This window comes from Mycolicibacterium arabiense (assembly GCF_010731815.2).
Taxonomy (GTDB): Bacteria; Actinomycetota; Actinomycetes; order Mycobacteriales; family Mycobacteriaceae; genus Mycobacterium; species Mycobacterium arabiense.
In genome coordinates this window covers 1,927,596-1,953,740 of record NZ_AP022593.1, presented here as the reverse complement: position 1 = coordinate 1,953,740, position 26,145 = coordinate 1,927,596, and the positions used below count along the sequence as shown (strand labels likewise).

Sequence of the window (26,145 nt, the reverse complement as noted above, 5' to 3'; positions counted from 1 at the left end):
ACCATGGGCTGCGGACGACTGATCGGAAGATGACACCATGATCGATTCGATACAAACGAAAGTCGTTGGCGCGGTGCAGATGGCTCCCGTGTACCTCGACCGAGAGGCGACGCTGGCCAAGGTCGAGGGGTACGTCGACGAGGCGGGGGCGAAGGAGTGCGACCTCGTCGCCTTCGGTGAGACGGTGGTACCCGGCTATCCGTTCTGGCTGGGCCGCACGGACGGGGCGACGTTCAACTCCGACCTGCAGAGGGACATCCATGCGCTCTACCTGAGGGAAGCCGTCGACATCGAGGCCGGTCACCTGGACGGGGTGCGTGACGCCGCGCGACGGAACGAGGTCTCGGTCGTGCTCGGTGTCGCCGAGCGCCCGGGGGACCGTGGGGGACACAGCATTTACTGCTCTGCCGTGACCATCGACGCGTCCGGCGAGATCGCCTCCGTCCATCGGAAGCTGACACCAACCTACGAGGAGCGGCTGAGTTGGGCCAACGGTGACGGGCATGGGCTGGTCACACACGAGCTGGGACCGTTCACCTACGGCACACTGAACTGCTGGGAGAACTGGATGCCGCTGTCGCGCACCGCGTTGTACGCCCAAGGCGAAGATCTGCACGTGGCGCTCTGGCCCGGAGACGTCTACGACACCGCGGACATAACCCGCTTCATCGCACTCGAGTCGCGTTCCTACGTGATCTCGGTGTCGGGACTGCTCCGCCGCGACGACATCCCGGACTCCATGCCGGGGTCGGAGATCATGAAGAGGGCCAGTGACGAGCAGATCAGCACCGGCGGAACGTGTATCGCCGCACCCGACGGAACGTGGGTCGTCGAACCGATCGACTCGGAGGAAGGCCTCACGGTCGCGACGATCGATCACGGTGAGGTTCGTCGTGAGCGTCAGAACTTCGACCCGGCTGGTCACTACGGTCGCCCCGACGTCACGAGGCTGGTCGTCGACCGCCGTCGGCAGGCTATCGCCACCTTCACCGACTGAGGATGTCGCGACCCCGCCGCGTCGGGTGTACGGGAGTCGGTCGGTGCTCAATCACCCGGCGAGTCGGTCCCGTTAGGGACCGCAGCCACGACGGCCGCTGACGTACGACGGCTTCGCGTATGCCACGCGACCCGTAGCGCGTAGGCCGTGGCGCTCGCGGCGAACATCGCGCCGACGAGGAGCAGCCATCGGCCGAGGAACGGTTCCTGCGTCAGCCCGGTGGCGTTGACGTAGAACTCGGCGCCCTGCTCGATGATGCCGGGGAAGAAGATAAGGAACGTCAATCCGGTGCCGAGCACGGGCAGACGGACGTAGTTGATCACCGGAACGTCCGAGACGTGGAAGTGACTCGAGCCCGCGCTGGCAGCGAGCCCGGTGCGCAGTGACCAGTCGGCGATCGCGTAGAGCGGGAAGAGCACCAGATCGTGCAAGATTGCGCCGCCGACGAACCAGACGACGATCGACTGCCACCAGACCGCGGTGTTCACGAACGTCATCGGGCCGGCGACGAGGACCACGCTTCCCCACAGGGCGAAGCAGGCCGCCATGGCCAACAGGTGCAGCGGGTGAGCCCCGTAGATCCGTCTGAACCGTTGCACGTCATGCCTCCCGGAAGTCGATCGTGGACACCCATTTGGTGGCGTGGACCCCAGGGATCGCTGGCATGATGATCCGTGCCGGGTAGCCGTGGTCGGGGCTCAGGTCGGCTCCATTGACCTGCAGCGCCAGCAGTGAATCCGGGTGCAGCGTCTGATCGGCGGTGAACTGGGCCGACCGGAAGGCGCCGAAGCGTTCGAACGAGTCGACCCGAGCCGAGGTCAGGCGCCGAACGCCGGCCGAGTCTGCGAGATCTCTCAGCCGGACGCCCGTCCACGTCTGCACGGTGGACCAGCCCTCGACACAGGCGATGGGGAGGTCGACCGTGTGTTGCGGCATGGCCAGGAGCTCCGCACGGCTCAGGGTGACGCCGCCGGCCGTCCCGGTGAGCGTCAAGCGCCAAGCGTCGCCGTATTGATGTGGGTCGATGGCGGCTGCCCGTGCCGTCCGGTTGATCTGGAAGTCGTTCGGGCCGTTGCCATATGAGCGTCCACGCGGCAGCAGCAGCGCAGCGTGGCGGAGGAAGCCACCCGTCGTCTGTCCCACGGTCAACACGGCGACGAAGGCGGAACCCGCGCCCACCAGTGCCAGCGCACCGCGTCGGCTGAGGGTGGCCGGAGCCGGGTCGGGCGCGACGAGCCCGGTGTCGTCGAGCGGCTCGGGAACCGTGCGTGCGCGGCTCGTCGTCAACACCGAACGCATCGATCGTGATCGCAGCGATCGCCACATGGTCGGCGACTTCACCGCGACGTGGACGACGAACCCGGCGATGAAGACCCATGCACCCCAGTAATGCGCGGTGTAGAAACTGAACCCGAAGACGTAGTCGTACTGGATGTTCAGGACGCCAGTGATGATCTCGAAGAGGATGCCGCCGACGAGGGCAAACAGCGAGATGCGCTCCAGCGCCTGGGCAATCGACGTCACCGGGGGCAACTGGAAGAACTTGGGGATCACCGACCAGAGCTTCGCCAGCACCCACGGGATCAGGATCAGCCCCAGCCCGACGTGGAGGCCTTGATTGAGCCGATACAGCCATGACGGTCGGGCAGGCCAGTCGAAGGCTGGTAGGTGAAGCCACCCGACGTCGGCCGGGATCGCCTGTCCGAAGTTCGGCCCGTAGGCAACCCAGGACAGCAGTCCGGTGATCGTGACGATCGGCAGGGAGGCCAGCAACACCGCACCCAGGATCGAGGTCAACCATGGACCGCGAAGCGGACTTCGAAACGGCAACTTGGGCCAGTCGCGGCCCCGCCACCGCCTTGCCGGCCCGGTGCTGCTCGAACGGCCGGTCACGCGCTGCCGCCGCGCCGGGCCCGGGGGGAGGTCGAGCCAGGGGGCACGTCCACGGCGGCAGTGAACGACTGGACGATTCGCTGCGATGGCTCGTTCGAAGTAGGCACGGTCAATGGTGCCGCGCGGCGGAGAAAGCGTTACACGGATCCCTAGAACGCACGGACGCTCGTCAACGCACGGACGCGGTGGACCGCCTCGGCCGTGCTGCGAAGCAGAGGGTGATTCGTGTCGACGTCGTGGGCGAGACTCGTCGGGGCAGAGCCGATCAGCGTCCGGTGTAGGTGGCGTTTCCCGGGCCGGCCTCGAGGAAGCTGACCACGGCGCGCTGCAGGTCATCGGTGTCGAACAGGGCGCCGGACACCTCTGGCGTCACCGAGTCGGCGTGCTGAACGCCACCGGAGCGCCACGCGCCGATGATCGCCTTGGTGGCGGCGTGAGCCTTCGTCGGCCCGTCCGCGAGACGGTGGGTCAACGCTCGGGCGGCGTCGTCGAGGTCGTCGTGCACGGCGTTGACGACGCCCCACTGGTGCAGTGTCGCGGCGTCGTACAGGTCACCGGTCATCACCAGTTCGCGTGCGCGGCCCGAGCCGGCACGCTCGGCGAGTCGCTGCGGCCCGCCCATGGACGGGGTGAGTCCGACGACGGTCTCCACCAGGCCGAACTTCGCCTTCGGCGCGGCGAGGATGACGTCGCACGCCAGCGAGATCTCGAACGCCGCGGTGAGCGTCAGCCCGTGTGCCGCGAACACCACCGGGCACGGTAGCGCCTCGAGCGGGTCGATGATCTCGGTGAACAGCCTGCGCCAGAGGTCGGCGCCCTGGGCGGCGGTGAGTCCCTGGAAGACGTGGACGTCGACGCCGGCGGAGACCACCTTGCCCTCGGCCCGCAGCAGCAGCGCGCGCGGCGGATTGGCGGCCAAGTTGGCGACGTCGTCGATCAGGGAGTCGAACATCGCCTGGTCGAAGAGGTTCAGGGGCCCGTTGTGAAAGGTGAGGACGGCGACGTCGGCTCCGGCTTCGGTGGTGGAATGCTCGACGGTGGTCGGTTCGGCTGGCACGAATCTCAGGGTGCCATAGCCCTCGACCGGCCGCGCCGGCCGTTGTTACCGGCCGGTATATATGCTGGGCGGTGAGCACGCCGGCATGGAGGAAGACGATGAAGCGCACCCTGTACGAAGCCGACCACGAGGCATTTCGCGAGTCGGTCCGCGAGTTCGTCACCCGCACGATCGAACCGGCCGAAGAGAAGATGATCGAGCAGCGGTTCGTCGACCGGGACAGCTGGCTCGAGGCAGGCCGCAACGGCTTCCTCGGTCTCGAGGTTCCCGAGGAGTACGGCGGCAGCGAAGCCGGGGACTATCGGTTCAACGCAATCTTCAACGAGGAGCTGTCCCGCTCCAGCGCCGCGATCGCCTCGGCGTTCAGCATCCAGTTCGACATCGTCGCCCCCTACCTGGTGAAGCTGACCACCGAGGAGCAGCGGCAACGGTGGTTGCCGAAATTCTGTGCGGGCGAACTGATCACGGCAATCGCGATGACCGAGCCGTCCGGTGGTTCCGATCTGGCAGCGCTGAAGACCACTGCGGTCAAGGACGGCGACGACTACGTCATCAACGGCTCGAAGACCTTCATCACCAACGGAACGCAGGCCGACCTGATCGTCGTCGCCACCCGGACGTCGCCGGAGAAGAAGGCCAGGGGCATCACGCTGTTCGCCGTGGAGGCCACCGACGAGGGATTCTCGCGCGGACGCAAGCTCGACAAGGTGGGGCAGCCCGAGGCCGACACGGCCGAGCTGTTCTTCGAGGACCTGCGGGTGCCGTCGTCGCGGATGATCGGTGAACTCGATGGTGGGTTCATCCACATGATGCAGCTGCTGCCGCAGGAACGGATCAGCGGTGCGGTGCAGAACATCGCCCACGCCCGCCGCAATCTCGAAGACACCCTGCAGTACGTCCAGGAGCGCAAGGCATTCGGCCAGCAGATCGGGTCGCTGCAGTACAACAAGTTCCTACTCGCCGAGCTGGTCACGAAACTCGATGTGGCACAGGCCTTCATCGACAACTGCGTGGTGGCGCACACCCACGGTGAGCTGTCCGCGATCGATGCCGCCAAGGCCAAGTGGTGGAGTTCGCAGGTGCAGAACGAGATCCTGGACCACTGCGTGCAGCTCTACGGCGGCTACGGGTTCATGAACGAGTACCGGGTGGCCCGGGCGTGGAAGGATGCCCGCGTCACCAAGATCTGGGCCGGCTCCAACGAGATCATGAAGGAACTGATCGGCCGCGATCTCGGCCTCTGACCGAGGCGCTCAGGCGGACGCGTCGCCCGAGCGTTCGTGGGCGTTCATGAAGCACCGGTCGTAGACCTCACGGGGCAGGGGTGCCGCGGCGCTCAGCCGCCGGAACTCCGCCACGACCTGCTCGGCGAGCACGCGCAGTTTGACGTTGCGATCCTGCGACCGCCAGCGCAGCAACTCGAACGCGGCGTCGGCATCGAGGTCGTGCAGCAGCATCAACATGCCCTTGGCCTGTTCGATCACGGCCCGGTGGTTCGAAACCGCTTGCACTGCTTCGGATAACTGATCTTGAAAGTCGCGATCGGCGGCGCGGTCCTCACCCCGAATGTCATCGCGCGCTTGCAGCATGACCCAGAAGTATACGAACCAACTGAACATTCTGTCCAACACTGGCATACTCGGCCAGCAAGGCACGTGTCTCGTTGTTGGGATCGGTAGCCGCCGCCACGCACTTTCATGAACGCATGCCGGTGCCGCAGGGGCAGCGCATCACGAGAGGAAGACCACGCATGAAGATCCTGCCGACCCCCGTCGAGGAATTCGTCAACCGCACCGACCGCAACCGCAGCCTGGCGTTCGGCATCTCGGGAGCCACGATCGCGTTCTGGAGCCTGTACCGGGTGTTCTGGGCGCTGTACGTCTCCGCGACGTTCTCGGGCATCGGCGGGTGGTCGCCGGTATCCCTGGTGGTTCCGATCGTCCTGTGGGGCGCCATCGGCGTGGTGTCGGCGGTCGCGGCGTTCGCCTTCCTCACGCGGTACGCCAAGCAGACCTGACCCCATGCGACGAACGGCTCCCGGAGTGTCTCCGGGAGCCGTTCGGTCGTCTGTCAGCCCTCCTTGCGGATCAACCGCTGCAGCGCCCTGCCATCGGAGGCCAGCAGCTCGTCGATCCGCTCGTGGTTCACGTCGGCCACGACGATCTCGCCCACGTCCTGGTGGACGTCGCGGAAGATGCCGTGGGACTTCATCTTCTGCGTTTGGTAGACGTTGTCCTCGGTCGGCGTCACGTAGTACACGGCGTCGGCCTTGAACCGGTGGATCAACCACAGGTGGATCAACGTCATGAGGCGCTTCTGGCGCAGCCGCTCGTCGAAGGTGTTCTGGTCGCGCACCGTGAGGATGCTGCGGCCGTTGCGATCCTTGATCGGGTCGACGAGCACGTTGGCGAGCTTCTCCTCGTCATCGCCCCGCTTGCCGTAGATGCCGAGTTCGAGCACCTCGCCGCCCGGCCGCAGCGGCCGGAACTGGATGCGGAACTTCTCGCCCAACTCGTAGTATTCGCCCCACATCGCCAGCCAATCCTGCAGCAGCTTCTTGGGCACCTCGGTCTGCACCAGGTGCTGATGCTGCGTCGACCCCTTGCCCATCGACTTCGTGGTCGCCGTCCGTCCCGACGACGCAGCCAGCGCCGCATCGCTGCGTGGGCCGCCGACGAGGGTCTGCGGCGTCCGGTAAGGCGATTCGACCAGCCGCATCTTGCGCTGCAGCCGGGCCAGGGCGAGCATGCCGTCCTGGCGCAGTGCGCCGGCGAACTCCTCGGCGGCGACGCCGTCGATTTGGTGCCCGCCGTAGGTCATGAAGTTGAAGACGAACCCCATCTTCCCGATCTCCTCGGGGAAGGCGCGCATCTGATCGTCGGTCATGCCGGTGGTGTCCCAGTTGAACGAGGGGGACAGGTTGTAGGCCAGCATCTTGTCGGGGTAGACGCTGTGGATGGCATCGGCGAACTGACGTGCGTCCTCGAGGTCTGCGGTCTTGGTCTCCATCCACAGGATGTCGGCGAAGGGCGCAGCCGCAAGCGATTTCGCGATGGCGTAGGGGATGCCGCCGCGGACCTGGTAGTAGCCCTCCGGCGTCTTCGCCCGTTCGCAGTCCCACGGGGCGTCGACGCCGAGCTCCCTTGCCTTCTCCCGGGCTGCGTACAGCGAGGCCCGCTCGGCGAACCGGCGCCACTCCTTCGCGGTCATGTCGTGTGGTTCGCCCTCGCGCTCACGGAACTCGAGGAGTTCGCCGACCGCCTCGCCGTAGGTCTGCAGCCCGGCGTCGACCTGCCACACGTCGACGAATTGCGACTCCACGTCGTCGAACAATTCGTCGACCGACCGCGCCGTTGGGTCGTTGCGCCACGACGCCACCGCGTCGGACACCGTCTGCGCGACACCGTGCCGCTGCAGCCACGCGTCCGCCGCGGCGTACTCGCCGTCGGGCAGCGCGTAGAGCAGGTGCCCGTTCAGCTCGGTGAGACCCGCGTCGTAGAAGGTGCGCACCATGGCCAGGAAGCACGACTTGTAGGGCGGGATCTTCAGATTGGTGACGCCCAGCAGGAAGGGCTGATCCCGCTCGTCGGCCCGGCTGTCGATCAGGCTGGCGGCCTCGGCATCGGTGCGCGCCACGATGATGCCGGGCACGCGCATGATGTCGAGCTGGAACCGGGCGGTGTTGAGCCGCTTGATCTGTTCGTCGGACGGCACCAGGACCTTGCCGCCCTGATGGCCGCACTTCTTGGTGCCCGGACGCTGGTCCTCGATGTGATAACCCGGCACGCCGGCCTCGACGAATCGTCGAATGAGGTTGCGCACGTGCGGATCTCCACCATGGCCGGTATCGGCGTCGGCGATGATGAACGGCCGGTAGTCGACTGCCGGGGTGACGGCCCGTTCGGCTTCGGTCATCTTCAGGCGCAGGTACTGCTGATTGCGGTCGGCGGTGAGCAGGGCGCGCACCAGACCTGCGGCCTCGTCGGGCACCTGGCTGAGTGGGTAGCTGGCCAGGTCGGGGCCGGGGTCCTCGTCGAGCGATCCCTTCGCCGACGTCGCCCAGCCGCCGAGGTAGATCCCCTCGATGCCCATGCGCTTGATCGTGACCGCCTGGCCCGGCGAGTACGGCCCGAACGTCGTGATGCTCTTCTTCGCGGCGAACAGCTCCCGGAGGCGGTCATAGAACGCCGCGGCCGCTTCGCGTGCCACGGTGTAGTCGACCGGGATGGTGCCGCGCTGCTCGGCGACCTGGCGTGCGGAGTACAGCCGGATGATGCCGTCGAAACGTGGTCCGTCGAAGTACTGCTGGGTGTCGTTCACGTCCTGCTCGATGGGGCCGTGAACCGGGGCGTCCGCTTCGGTGATCGACATGGTGCGCTCCTCGCTGAGCATGGTCGTCGCTGATGTGCCAAGTGGTTCGAGTGTATGACCGCAGCGGTGGGCGGAGGTTCGGATTGCCCCAAGGGTCGTGGTGGCGCGCTACCGCTCGCCGAGGCCCATCATCTCGGTGACGTGGTGGTCGCGGCCTGCGAGGTAGCCGCCGTCGACCGCGATGGCCTGACCGCTGACGAACGAGGCGTCCCCCGAGACGAGGAAGGCCGCGACGGCGGCGACCTCCTCGGCGCGGCCGAACCGGCGCAGCTTGTGTTCGTGACGCAGACCCTCTCGGGCCTGCTCCATCCCCGGCAGCCCGACCACCGAGTCGAACAGCGGGGTCTCGATGAACCCGGGACAGATGGCGTTGGCGCGGATGCCGCTGGGCCCGTAGTCGATGGCGGTGTTCTTGGTGAGCAGCACGACACCGCCCTTGGACGCGTTGTACGAGCTGCCACCCGCCGTGCCCTCGAGCCCTTCGATGCTCGAGAGGTTCACGATGGCGCCACGTTCGCCGTCGACGCGATCCTGCTCGAGCATCTGGAGCAGCGCGGCGCGGGTCACGACGAACGTGCCCTTGAGGTTGACGTCGACCACCCGGTCCCACTCCTCGTCGGGCAGCAGGTGTACGGGTCCGCCGCCGGCGACGCCCGCGGAGTGCACCACGCCGTCGAGTCGGCCTGCTGCGGCGACGACGTCGGCCACCGCGGCGGCGATGGCCGCGGCATCGAGCACGTCGGCACGCCGGTAGCCGAATCCCGCGCCGCCGAGTCCGGCGGGTGGGTCGTCGGCGAGGTCCACCCCGACGACCTTCGCTCCCTCGGTCAGTAGCCGCTGGACGGTGGCGGCGCCGATGCCCGAGGCCGCTCCGGTGACCAGGACGCCCTTGTCCCTCAACCCATTCATGTTCTGCTTCTCTCAGCCGCGATTTCGCGGAATCTAACACTGGCTATCGTCGATCCGTGCACCTCGAGGAACTGCAGTGGTTCGTCGTGCTCGCCGAGACCGAGCACGTCACCGACGCCGCTGCCGTGCTGGGCGTCAGTCAGCCGACGCTGTCGCGGGCGCTCGCCCGGTTCGAGGACGAGGCAGGCACGGAACTGTTCGACCGCGTCAACCGCCGGTTGCGGCTCAACGCCTACGGCCGGATCATGCTCGAGCACGCGCGGCGCAGCATCGCCGAGATGGATCTCGCGACGGAGCGCATCGGGTCGTTGCGCGACCCCGACTCAGGCCGGGTTCGTCTGGCGTTCCTGCACTCGCTCGCGAACTGGTATGTGCCAGAACAACTCCGACGCTTCCGCCAAGCCGCTCCCGCCATCGGCTTCGACCTCTTCCAGGGCCCGGCGCACGAGATCGCCGAGCGGGTGCGCACGGGCGGCTTCGACATCGGCGTCACCTCGCCGCGCCCCGACCCGGCGGACTTCTCCTGGCACCGGCTGTACGTCGAGCGACTGTGCCTGGCGGTGCCGCGCGGGCACCGCCTTGCCACGCGGGCGCGCATCCGCCTGTCCGCAGCGGCCGAGGAGCCGTTCGTGGCGCTCGAGGACCCGTTCGGGCTGCGGCAACTGACCAACGACCTGTGGGCCGAGGACGACATCGACCCCGACATCGTCTTCGAGGCCACCGAGATCCCCACGATGGAGGGCCTCGTCGCCGCGGGTTTCGGCGTCGCGGTGGTTCCGGTTCCGCGCGAGGGCACCGACGCGAAGGTGGTGCACGTCCCGCTGACGAACGGCCGGGCCAAGCGCGAGGTCGGTCTGATCTGGGACCGTCACCGGCCGCTGCCACCGCCGGCGCAGCGGTTCGCCGACTTCCTCGCCGATGGCGGCAATCTCATGCGCTAGACGAATGACGCAGCAGAACTTCATGCATTGGACACATTGAACTGACGCTCCTAGCGTCGTCGGGGTGTCGATCGACCAGTCCCATGCCGCCCCCTGGACGGGCCACGCGCGCGGGACGGCGGCCTATCGCAGGCTGCTCGCGGCCCTGTTCTGCGCCGGCGTCGCCACGTTCGCCCAGCTCTACTCACCGCAGGCGGTGCTGCCGCTGATCTCGGCCGACCTCGGCGTCGGCGCGGCGAGTGCGGCGCTTACGATCTCCGCGTCCACGGTCGGCCTGGCCATCGGCGTCATCCCGTGGTCGATGCTCGCCGACCGAATCGGCCGTGTGCAGGCCATCTCGCTGTCGGTCACCATCGCCACCTCCGTCGGACTGCTCGTCCCGTTCGCACCCACCTACGACGTCCTGCTGCTCGGGCGTTTCGTCGAAGGGCTGATGGTGGGCGGAGTGCCCGCGATCGCCGTCGCCTACCTGACCGAGGAGGTCGAGCCCACCCACGCTGCACGCGCAGCGGGGACGTTCGTTGCGGGCACGACAATCGGCGGTCTGCTCGGCAGGTTGGTCGCCAGCCCCGTCGCCGAGGCCGTCGGATGGCGGATCGGCGTCTTCACCGTCGCAGCAGTGTGCGGTATGGCTGCGCTGGCCTTCGTCAAACTGGCGCCTCGGCCCCGGGGCTTCACGCCGTCACGCCACCGCGGTGCCAACCCCGAGGGCAGCGTGGCCCACCGACTGGCGGCCAACCTGCGGTCACCCCGTCAGCTGACCCTGTTCGCCCAGGCATTCCTGCTCATGGGTGGCTTCGTCGCGCTCTACAACTTCCTGGGCTTCCGGCTCACGGGTGCGCCGTTCGACCTGGCGCCCTCGGTGGTCAGCCTGGTGTTCCTCGCCTACCTCGCCGGGACGTGGGCGTCATCGCGTGCGGGCGCGGAGACCACCCGCTTCGGCCGCAAGCCGGTGCTGCTGGCCGCGATCGTCGTGATGGCGGTCGGCGTCGCGATCACGTTGAGCGACAACGTCATCGCGGTGCTCGCCGGACTGGTGATTGCGACAGCAGGCTTCTTCGGTGCGCACTCCGTCGCGTCGGGGTGGACCGGGCAGTCCGCGCCGGCGGGCAAGGCCCAGGCGTCCTCGCTGTACAACCTCTTCTACTACGGGGGATCCAGCGCCGTCGGATGGTTCGGCGGCGTCGCGTTCGACGCCCACGGGTGGACGGCCGTCGCGGTGACGATCCTGTCGCTGACCGCGGTAGCCGCGGTGCTCGCGGCGCTGTTCCTGCGCAACGACCGCCGATCGGCTCGGGGTCAGCGGATCTTGACGACGACCTTGCCGCGCGCGGAGCGGTCCTCCAGCGAGGCGATCGCGTCCCCGGCCCGCTCCAGCGGGTAGACCACCGGCTCGGGCGGGACCACCAGGCCTGACGCGAGCAGCGGTTCCAGTTCGGCCCACTGCTCCTGCAGGTAGCCGGGATGGGTGGCCGCCCAGGCGCCCCAGCCGACGCCCACGGCGTCGACGTTGTTGAGCAGCAGGCGGTTCACCTTCACGGTCGGGATGTCGCCTCCGGTGAACCCGATGACGAGCAGGCGCCCCCCGGGTGCCAGCGAGCGTAGCGAGTCGGTGAAGCGGTCACCGCCGACGGGGTCGACGACGACGTCGACGCCCCGGCCGCCGGTCAGTTCCTTCACCGCGTCCTTGAAGCCCGCGGCGAGCACCACGTCGGTGGCCCCGGCGGCGCGCGCGACGGCGGCCTTGTCCTCGGTGCTCACGACGGCGATCGCGCGCGATGCTCCCCAGGCGGCGGCCAGGCGCAGGGTCGAGGTGCCAATACCGCCTGCGGCGCCGTGGACGAGCAACGTCTCGCCGGGGGCGAGCCTGCCGCGGGTCCGCAGCGCGCAGTGCACCGTCAGGTCGTTGAACAGCAGTCCCGCCCCGGCCTCGAACGACACGGAGTCGGGCAGGGTGAACACCCGATCAGCGGGCAGCGCAACGACTTCGGCCATCGCGCCGGACAGCATGGTCAGAGCGGCAACCCGGTCGCCCGTCTTCACGTGGGCGCCGGCGGGCGCGCTGCGCACCACGCCTGCCACCTCGGCACCGGGCACGTAGGGCAACTCCGGCTTGTGCTGGTACAGCCCGCGGGTCTGCAGGGCGTCGGGGAACGCCACGCCCGCGGCGTGGACGTCGATCACGACGCCGCCGTCGGTGGGCTCGTCGATCTCCACCAACTCCGCGGACTGCGGACCGTCGAGCCGGGCTACGTGAATGGCGCGCATCCGAACCATTTAACATCCCCGCGTGATCGATGCCCGTGCCGCGGTGCTGCTCGACGAGGGCTCCGCCCCCCGAGTGGTCGACGTCCAGATTCGGCCGCCGGTCGACGACGAGGTGCTGGTCCGCATCGAGGCGGTCGGCATCTGCCACACCGACGTGAGCGTCTCGCGGCGCTGGCGCGCCGCTCGGCTGCCGATGACGTTCGGGCACGAGGGCGTCGGGACGGTCGTCGCCGCCGGGCCCGCCGCCCGCGCCCGAGAGGGCGAACAGGTGGTGCTGACGTTCGACAGCTGCGAACGGTGCGCCGAGTGCGCGGCGGGCGCTCCGGCGTACTGCGTCCGCTCGACGGCGCTCAACCTGCGCGGTGACCGCGGTGACGACGCCAGCGCGCTGCGCCTCGACGGCCGACCGGTGGTCGGCGGATTCTTCGGCCAGTCCAGTTTCGCCACCCATGCGCTCGCCGGCTCGGCGAACGCCGTAGTGCTGCGTGAGCCGATCGACCCGGCGCTGGCCGCGCCACTCGGGTGCAGCGTGCAGACCGGGGTGGGCACGGTGCTCAACGCGCTGGCCGCCGGGCCCGGCGATGCACTCGTGGTGTTCGGCGTGGGCGGCGTCGGCTGCTCGGCGGTGATGGGCGGTCGGGTGGCCGGCTGCCGAGCCATCGTCGCCGTCGACCCGGTGCCCGAACGTCGTGCGCTGGCAACGGAACTGGGTGCCACCGCCGTGATCGACCCTGCCGACGGCGACGTCGCGGCGGCCGTCGTCGAGGCCACGGCCGGGGGAGCGACGATCGGCATCGACACCACCGCGGTCGCCGAGGTCATCGCTACGGCGCTCGCGTCGCTGCGCGCGCGGGGTACGCTCGCCCTGGTCGGGCTGGGCGCGATGACCGCCGACCTGCCCGTCGGTCTGATCATGGGCCGCGGCCTTCGCGTGGTGGGAGTGGTCGAGGGCGACAGCGACCCGCACGTGTTCATTCCACGCCTGGCCGAGCTGTACCGGCGGGGCGACCTAGCGCTCGAGAAACTCGTCACCCGCTTCGACTTCGAGGCCTTCGACGTGGCGTGGACGGCTGCGACGTCCGGCACGGCGATCAAACCCGTCGTGACGATGTTGACAGGCGTCAACCCCACCTAGTTAGATTTCTCCCGCTGCGGCAAGGGTGCCGTGGCGGATCGGAGTTGCCGTGCCCAGGCGTCTGCTGCCCTACGCGCCGGTCGAGACGCTGCCCAAGGGCATGCCCGTGCTGGTCCGCTCCTCGGACGGCACCCGGCTGCACACCGAGGTGTTCGGTCCCGCCGACGGCTACCCGATCGTGCTCGCCCACGGCATCACCTGCGCAATGCGCGTGTGGGCCAACCAGATCGCGGACCTGTCGACCGACTACCGCGTGATCGCCTACGACCACCGCGGCCACGGCCGCAGCGCCGTCCCGAAGCGCGGGCGGTACAGCCTCGACTTCCTCGCCGCCGACCTCGACGCCGTGCTCGACGCGACGCTGGCGCCGGGGGAGCGCGCGACCATCGCCGGCCATTCCATGGGCGGCATCGCCATCCAGGCGTGGTCGCAGCGCTATCCGGCCCGGGTGCGCCGCTGTGCCGATGCGGTCGCACTGATCAACACGACATCCGGCGAGATCCTGCACCACGTCAACTTCCTGCCCGTCCCCCGCGCACTCGCCGCCGGCCGCGTCAAGGCGGGCGGTCAGCTGCTCAAGCGGCTGGGATCCGCGCCGCTGCTCCCTGGTTCGGTCCAGCAGAGCCGACGGCTCGTCTCGACGCTGGCGGTCGGACCGAACGCCGATCCGGCCATCGCCGACTTCGTCTTCGACCTGTTCGCCAAGACGCCTCCCGCAGGCCGCGGTGCATGGGCCCGTGTGCTGGTCGACTCGATGAGTTCGCGACACCTGCGGCTGACCAACCTGACCGTGCCGACACTGGTCATCGGTAGCCGCCAGGACAGGCTGTTGCCGATTCGCGCGTCGCGCCGGATCGCCGCCGACGTCCCGAACCTGGCGTCCTTCGTCGAACTCGACGGCGGCCACTGTGCGATCCTCGAGCGCCCGGACGAGGTGAACGCCCACCTGCGCAACCTCATCGAAACGGCGCGTGAGACGCGCTTGAGTTCCTAGCCGGTTGAGTTCCTAGCCGGCCGCCAGGAAGTCGCCGACCTCGCTCGCCGCGCGGCGCCCCGAGCGCACCGCGCCGTCGAGGAAGCCGGTCCAGGTGTCGGCTGTCTCGGTGCCCGCCCAAAATACGCCGTCGACGGGTCTGCGCAGCCACTGCCCGAACTCGGTCCACGATCCCGGTGGCACCGCGGCCGTCGGTCCGCCCGGCGCGAATTCCTCGCTGCCCCAGCGGTAGTCGAGGTAATCGATCGGATGCAGCGCCTTGGCGCCGAACAGTTCGGCGAAGCAGGCCAGGACCCGTTCGCGGCGCTCCGCGGCGGGCAGCGGGTCGAAGGTGCGCGCGTCGGTGAAGCCGAGGAGCACGCCGGGGCCCTGCGCGGACCCCGACTCCGAAGGGCTCGTGTCGAAGGTGATGAACACCGGTCCCTCGTCGGACAGCGCCTCACCCGAATAGCCGTCCGCCCGCCAGAACGGCGTCTCGTAGGCGGCGTAGGCCTTGCTCAACCTGCCCTGGGGCCAGCGCTTGGTCAGCGCGGCGCAACCGGGCGGCAACGCGGGCTCGAACTCGATCGCGTCCCGGTGCTGCGGGGGGATCGCGACCACGGCCGCACGGGCCTGCATGGACGCGTCGCCGGCGTGGACCACGACGCCGTCCGCGGAGCGTTCGATGCGGGTGACCACCGTGCCCAGGCGCACTCTGTCGCCCAGATCGGCGGCCATCCGCTCGGCGATCTGCTGGGTGCCGCCGGGGAAGCGGTCCTGCTGGGCACCGCCCTCGACGTCGAGCATCGGGCCGATCCCACCCGCGGCCTTGACGTACCGCACGGCATGCAGCATCGACACCTCGTCGGGTTCACAACCCCACGTCACCCGCGACATGATCGCCATGAGATTCCGGGTCGACGCACCCGCATGCACCGAGCGCAGCCATCCGTCGAGCGACTGTGCGTCGAGTTGGTACGCGCCCGGCGCGGTCCACGGCTCGGCCAGCGGGACCTGCTTGGCGAGCCTCTCGAACCGCCACTGGATCCGCGACACGTCGACCAGTTCCAGCAGTGACAGCTTCGGGATCGTGCTGCGGTAGGACCGCACCCGTCCGCGCCACTGGATCAGGTTCTTGCCCTGGCTGTACGTCGGCACGGTCGGGCAACCCAGCTCGGCGGCCAGCGCGTTGACCTCGGTCTGGGTCGGGCCGACGAACGTGCCGCCCAGGTCGACCGGCACCCCGGCGATCGTGTCGGTCAGGGACCGCCCGCCCACCCGGTCGCGGCCCTCGAGCACCACCACGTCGAGGCCGCGCTGGGTCAGCAGCCGCGCCGTCGTCAAGCCCGAGAAGCCCGCCCCCACCACCACCACGTCCGTCATGCACTCAGTGTGGCGATTCGTGCACGCGCAGGAGCGTCTACCGCACCTTTTCGTGCACGAGTCGCGCCCGGGCCCCTAGGGTGTTGGTACGCGACAGGACCATGAAGCTCGACGCATGGTCATTGACAGCCAATGGAGGTTCGCCATGAGTGTCACCGAGCACGACGCCACCGGAGAAGACACCGAGATCACCGAGACCGTCGACGTCCTGATCATCGGCGCGGGGATCTCCGGCATCGGGGCGGCCTACCGGATCGCCGAACGCAACCCGCAGCTGCGCTACACCATCCTTGAGCGACGGTCCCGCATCGGCGGCACCTGGGACCTGTTCCGCTACCCCGGCATCCGCAGTGACAGCGACATCTTCACGCTGAGCTTCCCCTTCGAGCCGTGGACGCGGCGGGAGAACGTGGCCGACGGCGGCGACATCCGCGACTACCTCGACACCACGGCTCGCAAGCACGGCATCGACCAGCACATCCGGTTCGACACCCACGTCACCTCCGCCGAGTGGGACCCGGCCACCGACACCTGGACGGTTCGCGCCGAGCAGGACGGTCCCGACGGCCCGCGGGCCACGACCTACCGGGGCCGGTTCGTGTTCTTCGGCACCGGCTACTACAGCTACGACGAGCCGCACCGCCCCGACTTCCCGGGCATCGACCAGTTCGGCGGCGACGTCGTGCACCCGCAGTTCTGGCCCGAGGATCTCGACCACTCCGGCAAGCGCGTCGTGGTCATCGGCAGTGGCGCCACCGCCATCAGCCTCATCCCCGCGCTGGCGCGCACCGCGGCGCACGTGACGATGCTGCAACGCTCACCCACCTACATGATGTCGATGGCGCGCATCGACCCGATGGTCGAGGCCATCCGAAAGGTGCTGCCGCCCAAGCCATCGCATGCGGTCGTCCGGCTGCGCAACGCACTGTTCCACGTGCTGTCCTACTTCATGTTCCGCAAGGCGCCGCGGTTCGGGCGGTGGCTCATCCGCAATCGGACCATGGCCGCGCTTCCCAAGGGCTACGACGTGGACACCCACTTCAAGCCGCGCTACGACCCGTGGGATCAGCGCATGTGCCTGATCCTCGACCGGGACCTGTTCAACGAGATCGGTGCGGGGCGGGCGGCGGTGGTCACCGACCACGTCGACCACTTCGACGCCACCGGCATCGTGCTGAAGTCCGGCAAGCACCTCGACGCCGACGTCGTCGTCACCGCGACGGGGCTGCAACTGCAGGCGCTCGGCGGCATCCGAATCCTCATCGACGGTCAAGAGGTAAACCCCGCCGACCGGTTCGTCTACAAGGAGTACCTGCTGGAGGACGTCCCGAACATGGCGTGGTGCATCGGCTACACCAACGCGTCGTGGACGCTGCGCGCCGACATGACCGCCCGCGCCTTCGCGAAGTTGCTCGCCTACATGGACTCACACGGCTACACGCACGCCTACCCGCATCTCGGCGACGCCCCCATCGACGAGAAGCCGACCTTCGACCTGCAGGCCAACTACATCAAGCGCTCACCTCACGCACTGCCCCGATCCGGCACGAAGCGGCCGTGGCACGTCCGGCACAACTACCTGCTCGACGTCATCGACCACCGCTTCGACCGCATCGAGGAGTCGATGGTCTTCGGCCGGACGCACGGTCGAGCCGCCGCGCCGACCCCAGCCAACCGGGCGGCGCAGACGGCCTAGCCGCTCACTCGGTGAGTGGGATCCTGGCCACCTCGACCAGATCGCCCGCCTTGGAGGGTTGTTCGAACACGACCTCGGCCTTCCTGCCCGCGGTGTTGAGCGCCGCGATCGTGTTGCCGAACAACGGCCCGCTGAGGTTGCGCCACTCGATCGGCAGGTCCGGCGAGCCACTGTGACGCGCCAGCCGCCGGGTGATTCGAGCCGCCCTCGGTGACCAACTGAGCTTGAACACCGGTTTCACCGCCAGCGGCACGTAGTTGTGCACCGGTGAACACACCAACTGGTGCACCCGCGCCGAGGTCGACCCGGGCACCACTGCGCGTGCGGCGTAGCTGTGGTGGACGTCGCCGGAGAGCACCGACACGGTGGCGGGCCCGCCCTCGTCGGCCGACGCCCGCGACGCGGCCGCGACGATCAGGTTGGTGAGACGCAGGAACGACTGCAGGAACGCCGCCCAATGCTCCAAGTCCGCTGTCTGGCGGATCTTCTCGGCGAGTCGCCCGCGAATGCCCTTGCGGTTGGCGCCAATCTCGTTGATGGTCTGAATATCTCCGAGCGCCGGCGGCAACAGCCATGGCAGCGACGAGCCCAGCATCAGGTGGTCGAGGTCGTCGAGCCCCTCGTCGACCTGATCCTCCAGCCACGTGAACTCGCGGTCGCCCAGCATCTTCCGGTCCCCGCTGTCGAGGATCCGGGCGTTGCGGGAGTCCACCATGATGAGTCGGCTGCGGCCCAGATCCCACCGATAGCTGAACCGCAGGCCCTTGTCGCCGTCGACTTCGCTGTCCGCACGATCGGCGAGGTCGGACAGATGCGGCCACGTGTCGGACTCCGCGGTCAGCACCTTGCGGTAGTCGTCGTCGGCCGACAGTTCGGCCGGGCTCAGGTTGCCCAGGTGCTGATACACCCAGTAGGACGCCAGGCCGGCCCGGATGCGGTCGCGCCACCAGGGTTTGGCGTTCATCTCCTTGCGCCACACCGCGGAGGTGTTCCAGTCGTCGCGAATGTCGTGGTCGTCGAAGATCATCGCGGTCGGCAGCGTCGAGAGAATCCACCGGATCTCCGGGTCGCCCCAGGTGTGCCGGTAGAGCGACTCGTACTCGCCGAAGCTGACGACCTCGTCGGGCGGACGCTGACCCGACGTGCGGCGGCCGGACCGGCGGCCGGCGAGGTTGCGGCGCGCGTCGGGCGTCAGCTCGTCGGCGTAGACCTGATCGCCGAGCAGGATGAGCGCGTCCGGCCACTGGTCGACGGGCAGTTCGGTCAACCGCTGGGCGTAGCAGTCCAGTGCGTCGTGGCCCAGCTTGTCGTCGAGCTTCTCGTCGCCGGTCTTGGGATACCGGCAGGAACCGAACACTGCGCGCAGCCGGTAGGCGGACTCCGGCCCGCGGGTGCGGATGACGCTGGGCGGGAAGGCGGAGTCGGGTTCCGGCCACACCTTGACGCCGTCGATCCGGACCTCGTACTCGGTGGTCGAGTCCGGGGTGAGGCCCTGCACCGGGACGACGGCGTAGTGGAAGCCCTGCACCTCGAACGTCGGAGCGGAGCATCCGAGTATCTCGACGATCGCCGAATGCTCCGTCTGCACCCACACCTGGGCTGTGGTCGCGCCGACGTGGCGCAGGACGGGACCGAGTAAGAGGCTCACCAACCCAGCCTAGGGGTAGTGGATTCCTGCCACTCGGCGATCAATTGCTGCCACCGGAATTAAACCCCTGAGCTGCAGGTTCTACGTATCAGCCCGGCCGGAGAAGTTCCCAACGGCCACTGAGGACCAGAGCAGAAGAGGGATCTTCATGAAGAAGTTTGGATTCGCCAGCGTCATCGCGACCGGTTTCGCCGCTGCGTTGCTGGGCTTGGCAGGGCCTGCCGCCGCCGACAGCACCCACCACGGATGGATTCAGGACATCCAGCAGCAGGCCACCGTCGGCGTCGTCTCCTCGACCATCGGCAACGGCCGCTAGTAGTCCGACGAAGAGGGGCACCCGAGTGATCGGGTGCCCCTCTTCGCGTTCGGCCCTAGTCGGCGACGGTGAGCCAGTCGGCGAAGCCGGAGGGGTCGTGGCGACCGAGCGCGCCGTGTTCGAACAGACCCCACCCCTCGACCGGTGGCGCGTCGCCCTCGGTGCAGAGACCACGCCCGACGTGGTCGATGACGCCGAATCCGGCCCGCCCGACGATCGCCGGATCGGTCATGTCGTAGGTGAGTCGTTCGGTGAACTTCTCGCCCTTCCACAGCCCGTGCACCCAATCGGAGTCGCCGCCGTACCCGCCGCCGACGTGGATCGGCACCGGAAGCTTGCTCTCCACCTCGAACCGGACCGGGGAGCCGTCGTTTGCGGTCGCGTCGATGGTCGCCCCGGTGGGGATCCGGGTCCCCGAGCGGTAGTGGATCCTGATCCGCGGCCAGCCCAACTGCTCGATGCGGCCGTCCTTCCAGATGCGCGTGCAGTCGTTGAGCGACCGGAACCCCGTCGGCTCCTCCTGGATGATCAGCACGATCGAGAAGTCGTCGAACGCCATCGGCACGTACAACCACCACATGCCCTCGAACGGTGGATCGGCCGGTCGGCCCGCAGGCTCCGGCTCGCCGATCGGGCGGATGCCCCAGGATCGGTCCCGCGACCCGATCCACGTCTGCGGGTCGACGGCGACCTCCTGACCGTCGATCGCGAAATGACCGCTCCACGAACCCAGTTGAGCGAACCGCTGGGCGTCGAGCGTGACGCGGTTGCCCGCGCGCAGGACGTGACGTTGCTCCTGCACGACCGGGAACAAGCCGGTCCAGGTGAGGTCGGCAGCGACGCCCTCGGTCTCCTCGAGCACGATGCGCAGTCGGTGCAGGGGCTCGTCGACCTCGACGCGGTAGTTCACCACGTTCTGGTTGAGCCGGTCACCGTCGATCGCATCCGACAGGTGCACCGCCGTCTGTTCGTCGCCGCGTCTCAAGAGCACGAACGCGTCCTTGACGCCCAGGTTCGGGTAGTAGCCGATCCCGCTTATGAGGAAGACGTCGCCGGTGCGGTCGTGGGCGTTGAAGTACGACCGGTCGTAGAAGTTCCGGTCCGACGACCCGGGTGACGCAATCGGCTGCGGGAGTTGGTGAACGGGGAACTCGTCCATGGGGCCGAGCATCAGGCGTCTCCAATCAATCGCTTCAGCAGCGACAGGTGATAGAAGGTCGACTCGACGTCGTCGGGTGCGTCCATCTCGCCGAAGCGCACGCGCCGGGCGCTGGTGCGCATGAACACGCAGCACCAGATCACCCCGGAGTAGACGTAGAACCATCGCAGGTCGCCGAGCGTGACGCCGGTCAGTGCCTCGTAGGTGGCGCGCACGTCGTCCTCGCGCATCACCTCCGGCAGGCCCGGGAGCCCCGCCATGCCTGCCAGCTCTTGAAACACGTCGTGCGCGAACACCATCCACGCGACGTCGAGTTCGCGCGGCCCGACGGTGGCCATCTCCCAGTCGAGCACCGCGACGGGGCGGAAGTCCTCGTAGAGCACGTTGCCGATCCGCGAGTCGCCCCACGCCAGCACGGGCGGCTGCGCGGCCACGTCGTCGGGAAAGTTCTCGTCGAGCCAGGCCAGCGCCCGCTCGACGGTGGGGGAGCGGCCGATGTCGGGGACGGCGAACTCGTACCAATCCTTCAGCCAGCCGAAGTGCCTGCGCAGCGGGTTGTCGCCGGGCGGATCCAGTTCGGCGAGGAACCCGAAGCGCTGCTGCGGATCGGGGATCGAATGCAGGTCGGCCAGCACCCGAACGGTTGCGTCCTGTAGCTCGCGCTGGCGCTCCAACGGCGCGTCGGAGAACCAGTTGTCGCCGAACGTGTAGGGCATCACGTCGGGCGGCACCAGGCCGTCGACGTGGTCCATCAGGAAGAACGGGGTGCCGAGCACGGTGCCCTGGTCGTCGATCCAGCGGACGCGAGGGACCGGGACGTCGGTCAGTTCCCCGACCTGGCGGATCACCTCGAACTGGTGGTCCATCCGGTAGACCGGGAACACCGGCACGTCCTCGGCGGTCGGTGCCACCCGGGCCACCCACTTCTGCTCGACGGGTCGACCGTCCTGCTCCCATCGTCCGGTGAGGATGATCGTCTCCGACGACATGCCGTTGGAGTCGATGCCGCTCTCGACGGTGACGTCCGGCGCGATCCCGCCCGGCATGACCGTCGAGAGCCATTCCGACAGCACGGCGGGAAGGGTCGTGGTGTCGCGGGATGAGTGCTGCAGGCGGCTGACGTCTTCGACAGCCGGTTCGTTGGCCACGGTTCACCTTTCCGGAGAATAACGCTACGGTGAGTAGCGTTATGAAAGCAGACTCGGATGCCGATGTCGATACCCGCGATGATCAGGGGCGGAATTCGGGCGCCGGTCGGCCACGCGATCCGCGGATCGACGCTGCCATACTCGAGGCCACCGCGGACCTTCTCGTCGAAATCGGTTATGCCAACCTGACGATGGCCGCGGTCGCCGAGAAGGCGGGCACCACCAAGACCGCGCTCTACCGCCGCTGGTCCAGCAAGGCCGAACTCGTCCACGAAGCCGCGTTCCCTGCTGCGCCGACGGCGTTGAGCGCGCCCGAGGGAGACATCGCAGGCGACGTGCGGGCGATGATCGCCGCGACGCGCGACGTCTTCGTGACCCCGGTGGTGCGGTCGGCGCTACCCGGCCTGATCGCCGACATGGCCGGCGACCCCGAGTTGAACGCCCGCGTCCTGAACCGTTTCGTCGGACTGTTCGATCTGGTCCGCGAACGGCTCGAACACGCAATCTCCCAGGGTGCGGTGCACCCCGAGGTCGTCCCGGCGCGTCTCATCGAGATCGTCGGCGGCGCAACCCTTCTTCGCCTCCTGCTCGACCCCGGTGGCGGACTCGACGACACCTGGGTCGAGCAGACCGCTGCCATCGTCAGCCACGGCGTCAAGGTCTGACCAGTACCGTTTACGGCATGTACGTGCAGCTGACCGTGAACGACGAGGACGGGGTGCCCGAGGTGTACTCCACTCCGCCCTGGACAGACGATGCGGATGGTCGCGCCGAGACCGCCAGGGTGGTCGTCGACCCCGTCGGCAGGCCCGACGGTGACCGCGCCGGGGTGTTGTTGACCATGACCATCGGCGAAGCCCTCGTCCTGGGTCGCAGGATCACCGAGATCGCCGAGCTGGCCGCCGAGGGCCAGTTCTCCAGACGCGGCACCCAGTGGCGCAAGGAGGTCCAGGACCGCAAGCGGCGGGAGGCCTGGAACGTCCTGATGGCGGGCTCCGAGGACGAGACGCCCGACTAGGTGTACTGACCTGAGAGGTTAGGTACACGGTTGGCTGGTGGTTGACCGCCGAGTGCGGTGTGGCCGCGGTGATGATTGTAGGTATGCAGCCAGCGCGGGTACTCCTCGCAGCGCTCCGCGTCACTGGTGTAGAGCCGCGCGTAGGCCCATTCGTCGGCCAGGGTGCGGTGGAAGCGCTCGACCTTGCCGTTGGTCTGCGGCCGGTACGGACGGGTTCGCCGGTGCTCGATATCGCCCAATGCGTCGCGGAACGCGTGCGATCGATAACAAGATCCGTTGTCAGTCAATACCTTCCGCACATCTATGCCGTGCGTGACGAACCAGGCGTTGGCGCGCACCCAGAAGTCGGCTGCAGTGTCCTTGCGTTCATCGGTCAGCAGTTCGGAGTACGCCAGCCGTGAGTGCGCATCGATGGCGGTGTGGATGAAGTGATAACCGCGCACCGGATTGTGATACTTGGTCTGCACCCCCGAACTCTTGTCGGCCTGCTTGTTGCGTTTCCCGGCGGCCAGACCAAGCATCCGCCAGCCTCCGCCGGCGGGGATCTTGCCCAGCTTCTTGACGTCGACGTGCACGAGATCTCCACACGATGCGGATTCCATGCGGCGCACGACTCGGCCGGTAGCGCGGTCGAGCCACCGCAACCTCGCGATGCCGTAACGGCGCAGCACGTTGTGCACCGTGGAGACGTTGAGCCCCAGCAGGTAGGCGATCCTGGCCGGTCCCCAACGGCGGGTGACACGCACTCCGATGATGCGCCGCTCGGTGCGCGTCGGCGTGCGATTCGGGCTGTGATGCGGCCGCGAGCTGCGGTCGGACATTCCGGCCTCACCCTGCTCGCAGTAGCGGTCCCTCCAGCGTGCGGCGGTCGTCGCCGACACCTGGAAACGTTCGGCCGCACGTCGCAGCGGCCACCCGTCATCAACGACGCAACGAGCCAACCGCAGACGGCCGGTTTCGGACAAAGGGGCATTACGGTGAACCACGAAGACCTCCGAGATCGGTGAGCGTTCCTAGACAGCTCGCACTCCACTCGGAGGTCTTCGTCTTGTCACCTCACCACGCCGTCACCAACGTCCGTGGTCAGTACAACTAGGCCAGGGCGCCCAGCAGCTGGTTGAACGCCTCGGTCATCGAGGGGTGGGTGTAGATCTCGTCGCGCAGCGTCGAGGCCGTGATGCCGTGGCGCATGGCCAGGGCGACGGTGTTGATCACCTCGTGTGAGTCGTAGCTCAGCAGCGCGGCGCCGAGGATCTCGTCGGTGTCGGCGTCCACGACGGCCTTCATCATTCCCTTGGCCTGGTGCACGATGCGCGCCCGAGGCACGGTCGCCATCTTCGCCACCGGCAGCGCCGCGACCTTGACGCGGTGACCCGCGGCCTTCGCTTCGCGCTCGGTCAGACCCACCCGGGACAGCGGCGGCGTCATGAACAGCGAGAACGGCACCGCCCTGCGATCGGTGGTGCTGCGCGACCCGGCGCCGGTGAGTTGATCGGCGACGATGCGGTAGTCGTCGAGCGAGACGTAGGTGAACTGCGGGCCACCGTTGACGTCACCGACCGCGAACACGTGCGCCACGTTGGTGCGCAGGTGCTCGTCGACCTCGATCGAGCCGTCGGGACGGGTGGCCACGCCGGCGTTGGCCAGACCGAGATCCGCGGTGACGGGATGCCGACCCAGCGCCACCAGGATCAGGTCGGCGTCGACGCTCGTCGGCGCACCGCCCACCTCGTAGTGCACGGTCCCGCCATCGACCGCCGTCACCTGCGCCGACGTCACGACGTGGACACCGGCCTCGGCGAGTAGTTCGGTTGCGCACGAGGCGATGTCGTCGTCCTCGCGAGTCAGGACCGCGTCGTGACGTTCCAGCACGGTCACCTCGGCGCCGTATGCCGCGTACATCGCCGCGAACTCCAGACCCACGTAGCCGCCGCCGAGCACCACCAGGCGTGCGGGCAGGTCCTCGGTCGACAGCAGGTCGGTGCTCGTCACGGCACGCGGGTTGTCGCGCAGGCCGGGGACGTCGGGCCAGGTCGGCTCCGATCCCGTCCCGATCACGATGGTGCGACCGATTACGGTCACGATGCCGTCGGCGGTGTCGACGGTCACGGTGTGCGGATCGACGAACGATGCGGTGCCCGTGAGCACGTCGACGCTGGGAATGGTGTCCAGCATCGCGAAGTTCTCGCCGCGCATCCCGGAGGTCAGGTCGGCGGTGGCGCGGATCGCGTTGGTGTACACCGAGGGTTCCGGTGGGTGCACCGACACTTCCTCGGCCTGGAAGACCATCGACTTGGTGGGAACGCAGCCGATGTTGATGCACGTGCCGCCGTACATCGCGGCGGAGCGTTCGATCATCACGACGCGCTTGCCCTGCTTGCCGAGCGTGGCCGCGAGCGTCTTGCCGCCCTTGCCGAATCCGATGACGACGAGGTCTGCGTCGATGGTCACGGTGCCGCCTTCGGGTCGATCTGGGCCTTGTTGTTGGCGACGACGTCGCGGCGGCGTTGATCCAGTCCCGCGAGGTCGTAGTCGTGTGCACCGGCGATGTCGTCTTCGGCGGCCAGTGCGGGTTGCGTGACGGTGGCGGCGCCGCGGACGTAGATCTCCTTGAGCCCCAGCATGGTCGGACGTGGCACCTCGGCGATCCGGTTCGCGAGTTCGATCGCTCGAGCGAGCAATCGATCGTGCGGAACCACCTCGGTGACGAGCCCGATGTGCTCGGCGCGTGCGGCGTCGACCACCTCGCCGGTCATGGACAGCCGGCGTGCCATCGCCGCGCCGACCACCTGCGGGAGCCGGGCCGTCATGCCGCCACCGGGCAGGATGCCCACCCGCGCGTGGGTGTCGGCGAACACTGCGCGGTCGGAGGCGATCAGGAAGTCGCAGCCCAGCGCCAGCTCCAGGCCACCGGTGAAGGTCGCGCCGTTGACCGCACCGACGATGGGCGTCGTCATCTGGGCCACGGCCGCGATGCAACTCTGGGTCTTGAACTCCTCGAAGTACTCGAGGCCGTCGCGCGCGGCCTCCTTCAAGTCGATGCCCGCGCAGAATGCCGGATCGGTGCCGGTGAGCACGACGGCCCGCACGGCGTCGTCGGCGTCGGCGGTCCGAAGTGCGGCGTACAGCGCGCGAATCAGAGCGCGGTTCAGCGCGTTTCGCGACTCGGGCCGGTTGAGCGTCAGTACCCGGACGTGCTCGTGGTCGGCGACGAGCACCAGTTCGCTCATGGC

General features: G+C 68.3%; 25 protein-coding genes. 11 read left to right on the top strand and 14 right to left on the bottom strand.

Annotation, left to right across the window (positions count from 1 at the left end; all coding sequences use genetic code 11):
- The first annotated feature begins 37 nt into the window (after window positions 1-37).
- On the top strand, window positions 38-997 hold the full coding sequence (locus G6N61_RS11105; RefSeq protein WP_163918576.1) for a carbon-nitrogen hydrolase family protein: 960 nt from the start codon (window positions 38-40) through the stop codon (window positions 995-997).
- Window positions 998-1,044: 47 nt separating this feature from the next.
- Here the strand turns inward: G6N61_RS11105 and G6N61_RS11100 are convergent, their stop codons facing one another.
- From G6N61_RS11100 to G6N61_RS11090, 3 genes are all read right to left on the bottom strand, one after another.
- Complete coding sequence (locus tag G6N61_RS11100; RefSeq protein ID WP_276078387.1) at window positions 1,045-1,545, bottom strand: hypothetical protein; 501 nt, start codon at window positions 1,543-1,545, stop codon at window positions 1,045-1,047.
- 52 nt (window positions 1,546-1,597) lie between these two features.
- Complete coding sequence (locus G6N61_RS11095) at window positions 1,598-2,827, bottom strand: molybdopterin-dependent oxidoreductase (RefSeq protein WP_235887486.1); 1,230 nt, start codon at window positions 2,825-2,827, stop codon at window positions 1,598-1,600.
- 328 nt (window positions 2,828-3,155) lie between these two features.
- On the bottom strand, window positions 3,156-3,947 hold the full coding sequence (locus G6N61_RS11090) for an enoyl-CoA hydratase/isomerase family protein (RefSeq protein ID WP_163918573.1): 792 nt from the start codon (window positions 3,945-3,947) through the stop codon (window positions 3,156-3,158).
- 98 nt (window positions 3,948-4,045) lie between these two features.
- Between G6N61_RS11090 and G6N61_RS11085 the strand changes: the two genes are divergently transcribed.
- Window positions 4,046-5,191, top strand: coding sequence for an acyl-CoA dehydrogenase family protein (locus G6N61_RS11085; protein ID WP_163918572.1), 1,146 nt, complete (start codon window positions 4,046-4,048; stop codon window positions 5,189-5,191).
- A 9-nt stretch (window positions 5,192-5,200) separates the two neighbouring features.
- Here G6N61_RS11085 and G6N61_RS11080 read toward each other — a convergent pair whose 3' ends face one another.
- Window positions 5,201-5,536, bottom strand: coding sequence for an ANTAR domain-containing protein (locus G6N61_RS11080; RefSeq protein ID WP_235887485.1), 336 nt, complete (start codon window positions 5,534-5,536; stop codon window positions 5,201-5,203).
- Window positions 5,537-5,697: 161 nt separating this feature from the next.
- Here G6N61_RS11080 and G6N61_RS11075 point away from each other — a divergent pair, with 161 nt between their 5' ends.
- Window positions 5,698-5,964, top strand: coding sequence for a hypothetical protein (locus G6N61_RS11075; RefSeq protein WP_163918570.1), 267 nt, complete (start codon window positions 5,698-5,700; stop codon window positions 5,962-5,964).
- A gap of 53 nt (window positions 5,965-6,017) precedes the next feature.
- Here the strand turns inward: G6N61_RS11075 and aceA are convergent, their stop codons facing one another.
- Entirely contained in the window at window positions 6,018-8,318 is a 2,301-nt protein-coding gene (gene aceA / locus G6N61_RS11070; RefSeq protein WP_163918569.1) for an isocitrate lyase ICL2, read from the bottom strand.
- A gap of 108 nt (window positions 8,319-8,426) precedes the next feature.
- On the bottom strand, window positions 8,427-9,227 hold the full coding sequence (locus G6N61_RS11065) for an SDR family NAD(P)-dependent oxidoreductase (RefSeq protein ID WP_163918568.1): 801 nt from the start codon (window positions 9,225-9,227) through the stop codon (window positions 8,427-8,429).
- 56 nt (window positions 9,228-9,283) lie between these two features.
- Between G6N61_RS11065 and G6N61_RS11060 the strand changes: the two genes are divergently transcribed.
- Entirely contained in the window at window positions 9,284-10,168 is an 885-nt protein-coding gene (locus G6N61_RS11060) for a LysR family transcriptional regulator (RefSeq protein WP_163918567.1), read from the top strand.
- 64 nt (window positions 10,169-10,232) lie between these two features.
- On the top strand, window positions 10,233-11,552 hold the full coding sequence (locus tag G6N61_RS11055) for an MFS transporter (protein ID WP_163918566.1): 1,320 nt from the start codon (window positions 10,233-10,235) through the stop codon (window positions 11,550-11,552).
- On the opposite strand, the gene G6N61_RS11050 is transcribed toward G6N61_RS11055, so the two are convergent.
- Entirely contained in the window at window positions 11,468-12,436 is a 969-nt protein-coding gene (locus tag G6N61_RS11050) for an NADPH:quinone oxidoreductase family protein (protein WP_163924748.1), read from the bottom strand. The genes G6N61_RS11055 and G6N61_RS11050 overlap by 85 nt on opposite strands.
- Before the next feature lie 22 nt (window positions 12,437-12,458).
- Here G6N61_RS11050 and G6N61_RS11045 point away from each other — a divergent pair, with 22 nt between their 5' ends.
- Both G6N61_RS11045 and G6N61_RS11040 read left to right on the top strand, forming a co-directional pair.
- Window positions 12,459-13,571 carry a zinc-binding dehydrogenase gene (locus tag G6N61_RS11045; protein ID WP_163918565.1) on the top strand — a complete coding sequence of 371 codons (1,113 nt, stop codon included), beginning with the start codon at window positions 12,459-12,461 and terminating at the stop codon, window positions 13,569-13,571.
- Between the two features lie 100 nt (window positions 13,572-13,671).
- Entirely contained in the window at window positions 13,672-14,565 is an 894-nt protein-coding gene (locus G6N61_RS11040; RefSeq protein WP_163924747.1) for an alpha/beta fold hydrolase, read from the top strand.
- 12 nt (window positions 14,566-14,577) lie between these two features.
- Here the strand turns inward: G6N61_RS11040 and G6N61_RS11035 are convergent, their stop codons facing one another.
- Window positions 14,578-15,927, bottom strand: coding sequence for a flavin monoamine oxidase family protein (locus G6N61_RS11035; protein ID WP_163918564.1), 1,350 nt, complete (start codon window positions 15,925-15,927; stop codon window positions 14,578-14,580).
- Between the two features lie 145 nt (window positions 15,928-16,072).
- Between G6N61_RS11035 and G6N61_RS11030 the strand changes: the two genes are divergently transcribed.
- Window positions 16,073-17,623 (top strand): flavin-containing monooxygenase, encoded by a 1,551-nt coding sequence (locus tag G6N61_RS11030; protein ID WP_163918563.1) that lies wholly within the window; start codon window positions 16,073-16,075, stop codon window positions 17,621-17,623.
- A gap of 4 nt (window positions 17,624-17,627) precedes the next feature.
- Here G6N61_RS11030 and G6N61_RS11025 read toward each other — a convergent pair whose 3' ends face one another.
- Window positions 17,628-19,271, bottom strand: coding sequence for an alkaline phosphatase D family protein (locus G6N61_RS11025; protein WP_163918562.1), 1,644 nt, complete (start codon window positions 19,269-19,271; stop codon window positions 17,628-17,630).
- Window positions 19,272-19,419: 148 nt separating this feature from the next.
- On the opposite strand from G6N61_RS11025, the gene G6N61_RS11020 reads away from it, so the two are divergent.
- On the top strand, window positions 19,420-19,587 hold the full coding sequence (locus G6N61_RS11020; RefSeq protein WP_170314462.1) for a hypothetical protein: 168 nt from the start codon (window positions 19,420-19,422) through the stop codon (window positions 19,585-19,587).
- A 55-nt stretch (window positions 19,588-19,642) separates the two neighbouring features.
- Here the strand turns inward: G6N61_RS11020 and G6N61_RS11015 are convergent, their stop codons facing one another.
- The gene (locus G6N61_RS11015; RefSeq protein ID WP_163918561.1) at window positions 19,643-20,758 is read right to left on the bottom strand and encodes an Rv3169 family protein; all 1,116 of its coding nucleotides are present in this window, start codon (window positions 20,756-20,758) and stop codon (window positions 19,643-19,645) included.
- Window positions 20,758-21,894, bottom strand: coding sequence for a phosphotransferase family protein (locus tag G6N61_RS11010; protein WP_163918560.1), 1,137 nt, complete (start codon window positions 21,892-21,894; stop codon window positions 20,758-20,760). Before G6N61_RS11010 ends, G6N61_RS11015 begins: the two co-directional genes overlap by 1 nt.
- Window positions 21,895-21,935: 41 nt before the next feature.
- Between G6N61_RS11010 and G6N61_RS11005 the strand changes: the two genes are divergently transcribed.
- On the top strand, window positions 21,936-22,559 hold the full coding sequence (locus tag G6N61_RS11005) for a TetR/AcrR family transcriptional regulator (protein ID WP_163918559.1): 624 nt from the start codon (window positions 21,936-21,938) through the stop codon (window positions 22,557-22,559).
- A 17-nt stretch (window positions 22,560-22,576) separates the two neighbouring features.
- Complete coding sequence (locus tag G6N61_RS11000) at window positions 22,577-22,912, top strand: hypothetical protein (RefSeq protein WP_163918558.1); 336 nt, start codon at window positions 22,577-22,579, stop codon at window positions 22,910-22,912.
- Here G6N61_RS11000 and G6N61_RS10995 read toward each other — a convergent pair.
- From G6N61_RS10995 to G6N61_RS10985, 3 genes are all read right to left on the bottom strand, one after another.
- The gene (locus G6N61_RS10995) at window positions 22,909-23,898 is read right to left on the bottom strand and encodes an IS481 family transposase (RefSeq protein ID WP_163918557.1); all 990 of its coding nucleotides are present in this window, start codon (window positions 23,896-23,898) and stop codon (window positions 22,909-22,911) included. The genes G6N61_RS11000 and G6N61_RS10995 overlap by 4 nt on opposite strands.
- Before the next feature lie 106 nt (window positions 23,899-24,004).
- Entirely contained in the window at window positions 24,005-25,363 is a 1,359-nt protein-coding gene (locus G6N61_RS10990; RefSeq protein WP_308215021.1) for an FAD-dependent oxidoreductase, read from the bottom strand.
- Window positions 25,360-26,142, bottom strand: coding sequence for an enoyl-CoA hydratase (locus tag G6N61_RS10985; RefSeq protein ID WP_163918556.1), 783 nt, complete (start codon window positions 26,140-26,142; stop codon window positions 25,360-25,362). Before G6N61_RS10985 ends, G6N61_RS10990 begins: the two co-directional genes overlap by 4 nt.
- Between the last annotated feature and the right edge of the window lie 3 nt (window positions 26,143-26,145).

What these genes read in the sequence shown, in the direction of transcription:
- G6N61_RS11105 (WP_163918576.1), top strand. Translation starts at nt 38, where the DNA reads ATGATCGATTCGATACAAACGAAAGTCGTTGGCGCGGTGCAGATGGCT.
- G6N61_RS11100 (WP_276078387.1), bottom strand. Translation starts at nt 1,545, where the DNA reads ATGGCGGCCTGCTTCGCCCTGTGGGGAAGCGTGGTCCTCGTCGCCGGC.
- G6N61_RS11085 (WP_163918572.1), top strand. Translation starts at nt 4,046, where the DNA reads ATGAAGCGCACCCTGTACGAAGCCGACCACGAGGCATTTCGCGAGTCG.
- G6N61_RS11080 (WP_235887485.1), bottom strand. Translation starts at nt 5,536, where the DNA reads ATGCTGCAAGCGCGCGATGACATTCGGGGTGAGGACCGCGCCGCCGAT.
- G6N61_RS11075 (WP_163918570.1), top strand. Translation starts at nt 5,698, where the DNA reads ATGAAGATCCTGCCGACCCCCGTCGAGGAATTCGTCAACCGCACCGAC.
- aceA (WP_163918569.1), bottom strand. Translation starts at nt 8,318, where the DNA reads ATGTCGATCACCGAAGCGGACGCCCCGGTTCACGGCCCCATCGAGCAG.
- G6N61_RS11065 (WP_163918568.1), bottom strand. Translation starts at nt 9,227, where the DNA reads ATGAATGGGTTGAGGGACAAGGGCGTCCTGGTCACCGGAGCGGCCTCG.
- G6N61_RS11050 (WP_163924748.1), bottom strand. Translation starts at nt 12,436, where the DNA reads ATGCGCGCCATTCACGTAGCCCGGCTCGACGGTCCGCAGTCCGCGGAG.
- G6N61_RS11040 (WP_163924747.1), top strand. Translation starts at nt 13,672, where the DNA reads ATGCCCGTGCTGGTCCGCTCCTCGGACGGCACCCGGCTGCACACCGAG.
- G6N61_RS11035 (WP_163918564.1), bottom strand. Translation starts at nt 15,927, where the DNA reads ATGACGGACGTGGTGGTGGTGGGGGCGGGCTTCTCGGGCTTGACGACG.
- G6N61_RS11030 (WP_163918563.1), top strand. Translation starts at nt 16,073, where the DNA reads ATGAGTGTCACCGAGCACGACGCCACCGGAGAAGACACCGAGATCACC.
- G6N61_RS11020 (WP_170314462.1), top strand. Translation starts at nt 19,420, where the DNA reads ATGAAGAAGTTTGGATTCGCCAGCGTCATCGCGACCGGTTTCGCCGCT.
- G6N61_RS11015 (WP_163918561.1), bottom strand. Translation starts at nt 20,758, where the DNA reads ATGCTCGGCCCCATGGACGAGTTCCCCGTTCACCAACTCCCGCAGCCG.
- G6N61_RS11005 (WP_163918559.1), top strand. Translation starts at nt 21,936, where the DNA reads ATGAAAGCAGACTCGGATGCCGATGTCGATACCCGCGATGATCAGGGG.
- G6N61_RS11000 (WP_163918558.1), top strand. Translation starts at nt 22,577, where the DNA reads ATGTACGTGCAGCTGACCGTGAACGACGAGGACGGGGTGCCCGAGGTG.
- G6N61_RS10985 (WP_163918556.1), bottom strand. Translation starts at nt 26,142, where the DNA reads ATGAGCGAACTGGTGCTCGTCGCCGACCACGAGCACGTCCGGGTACTG.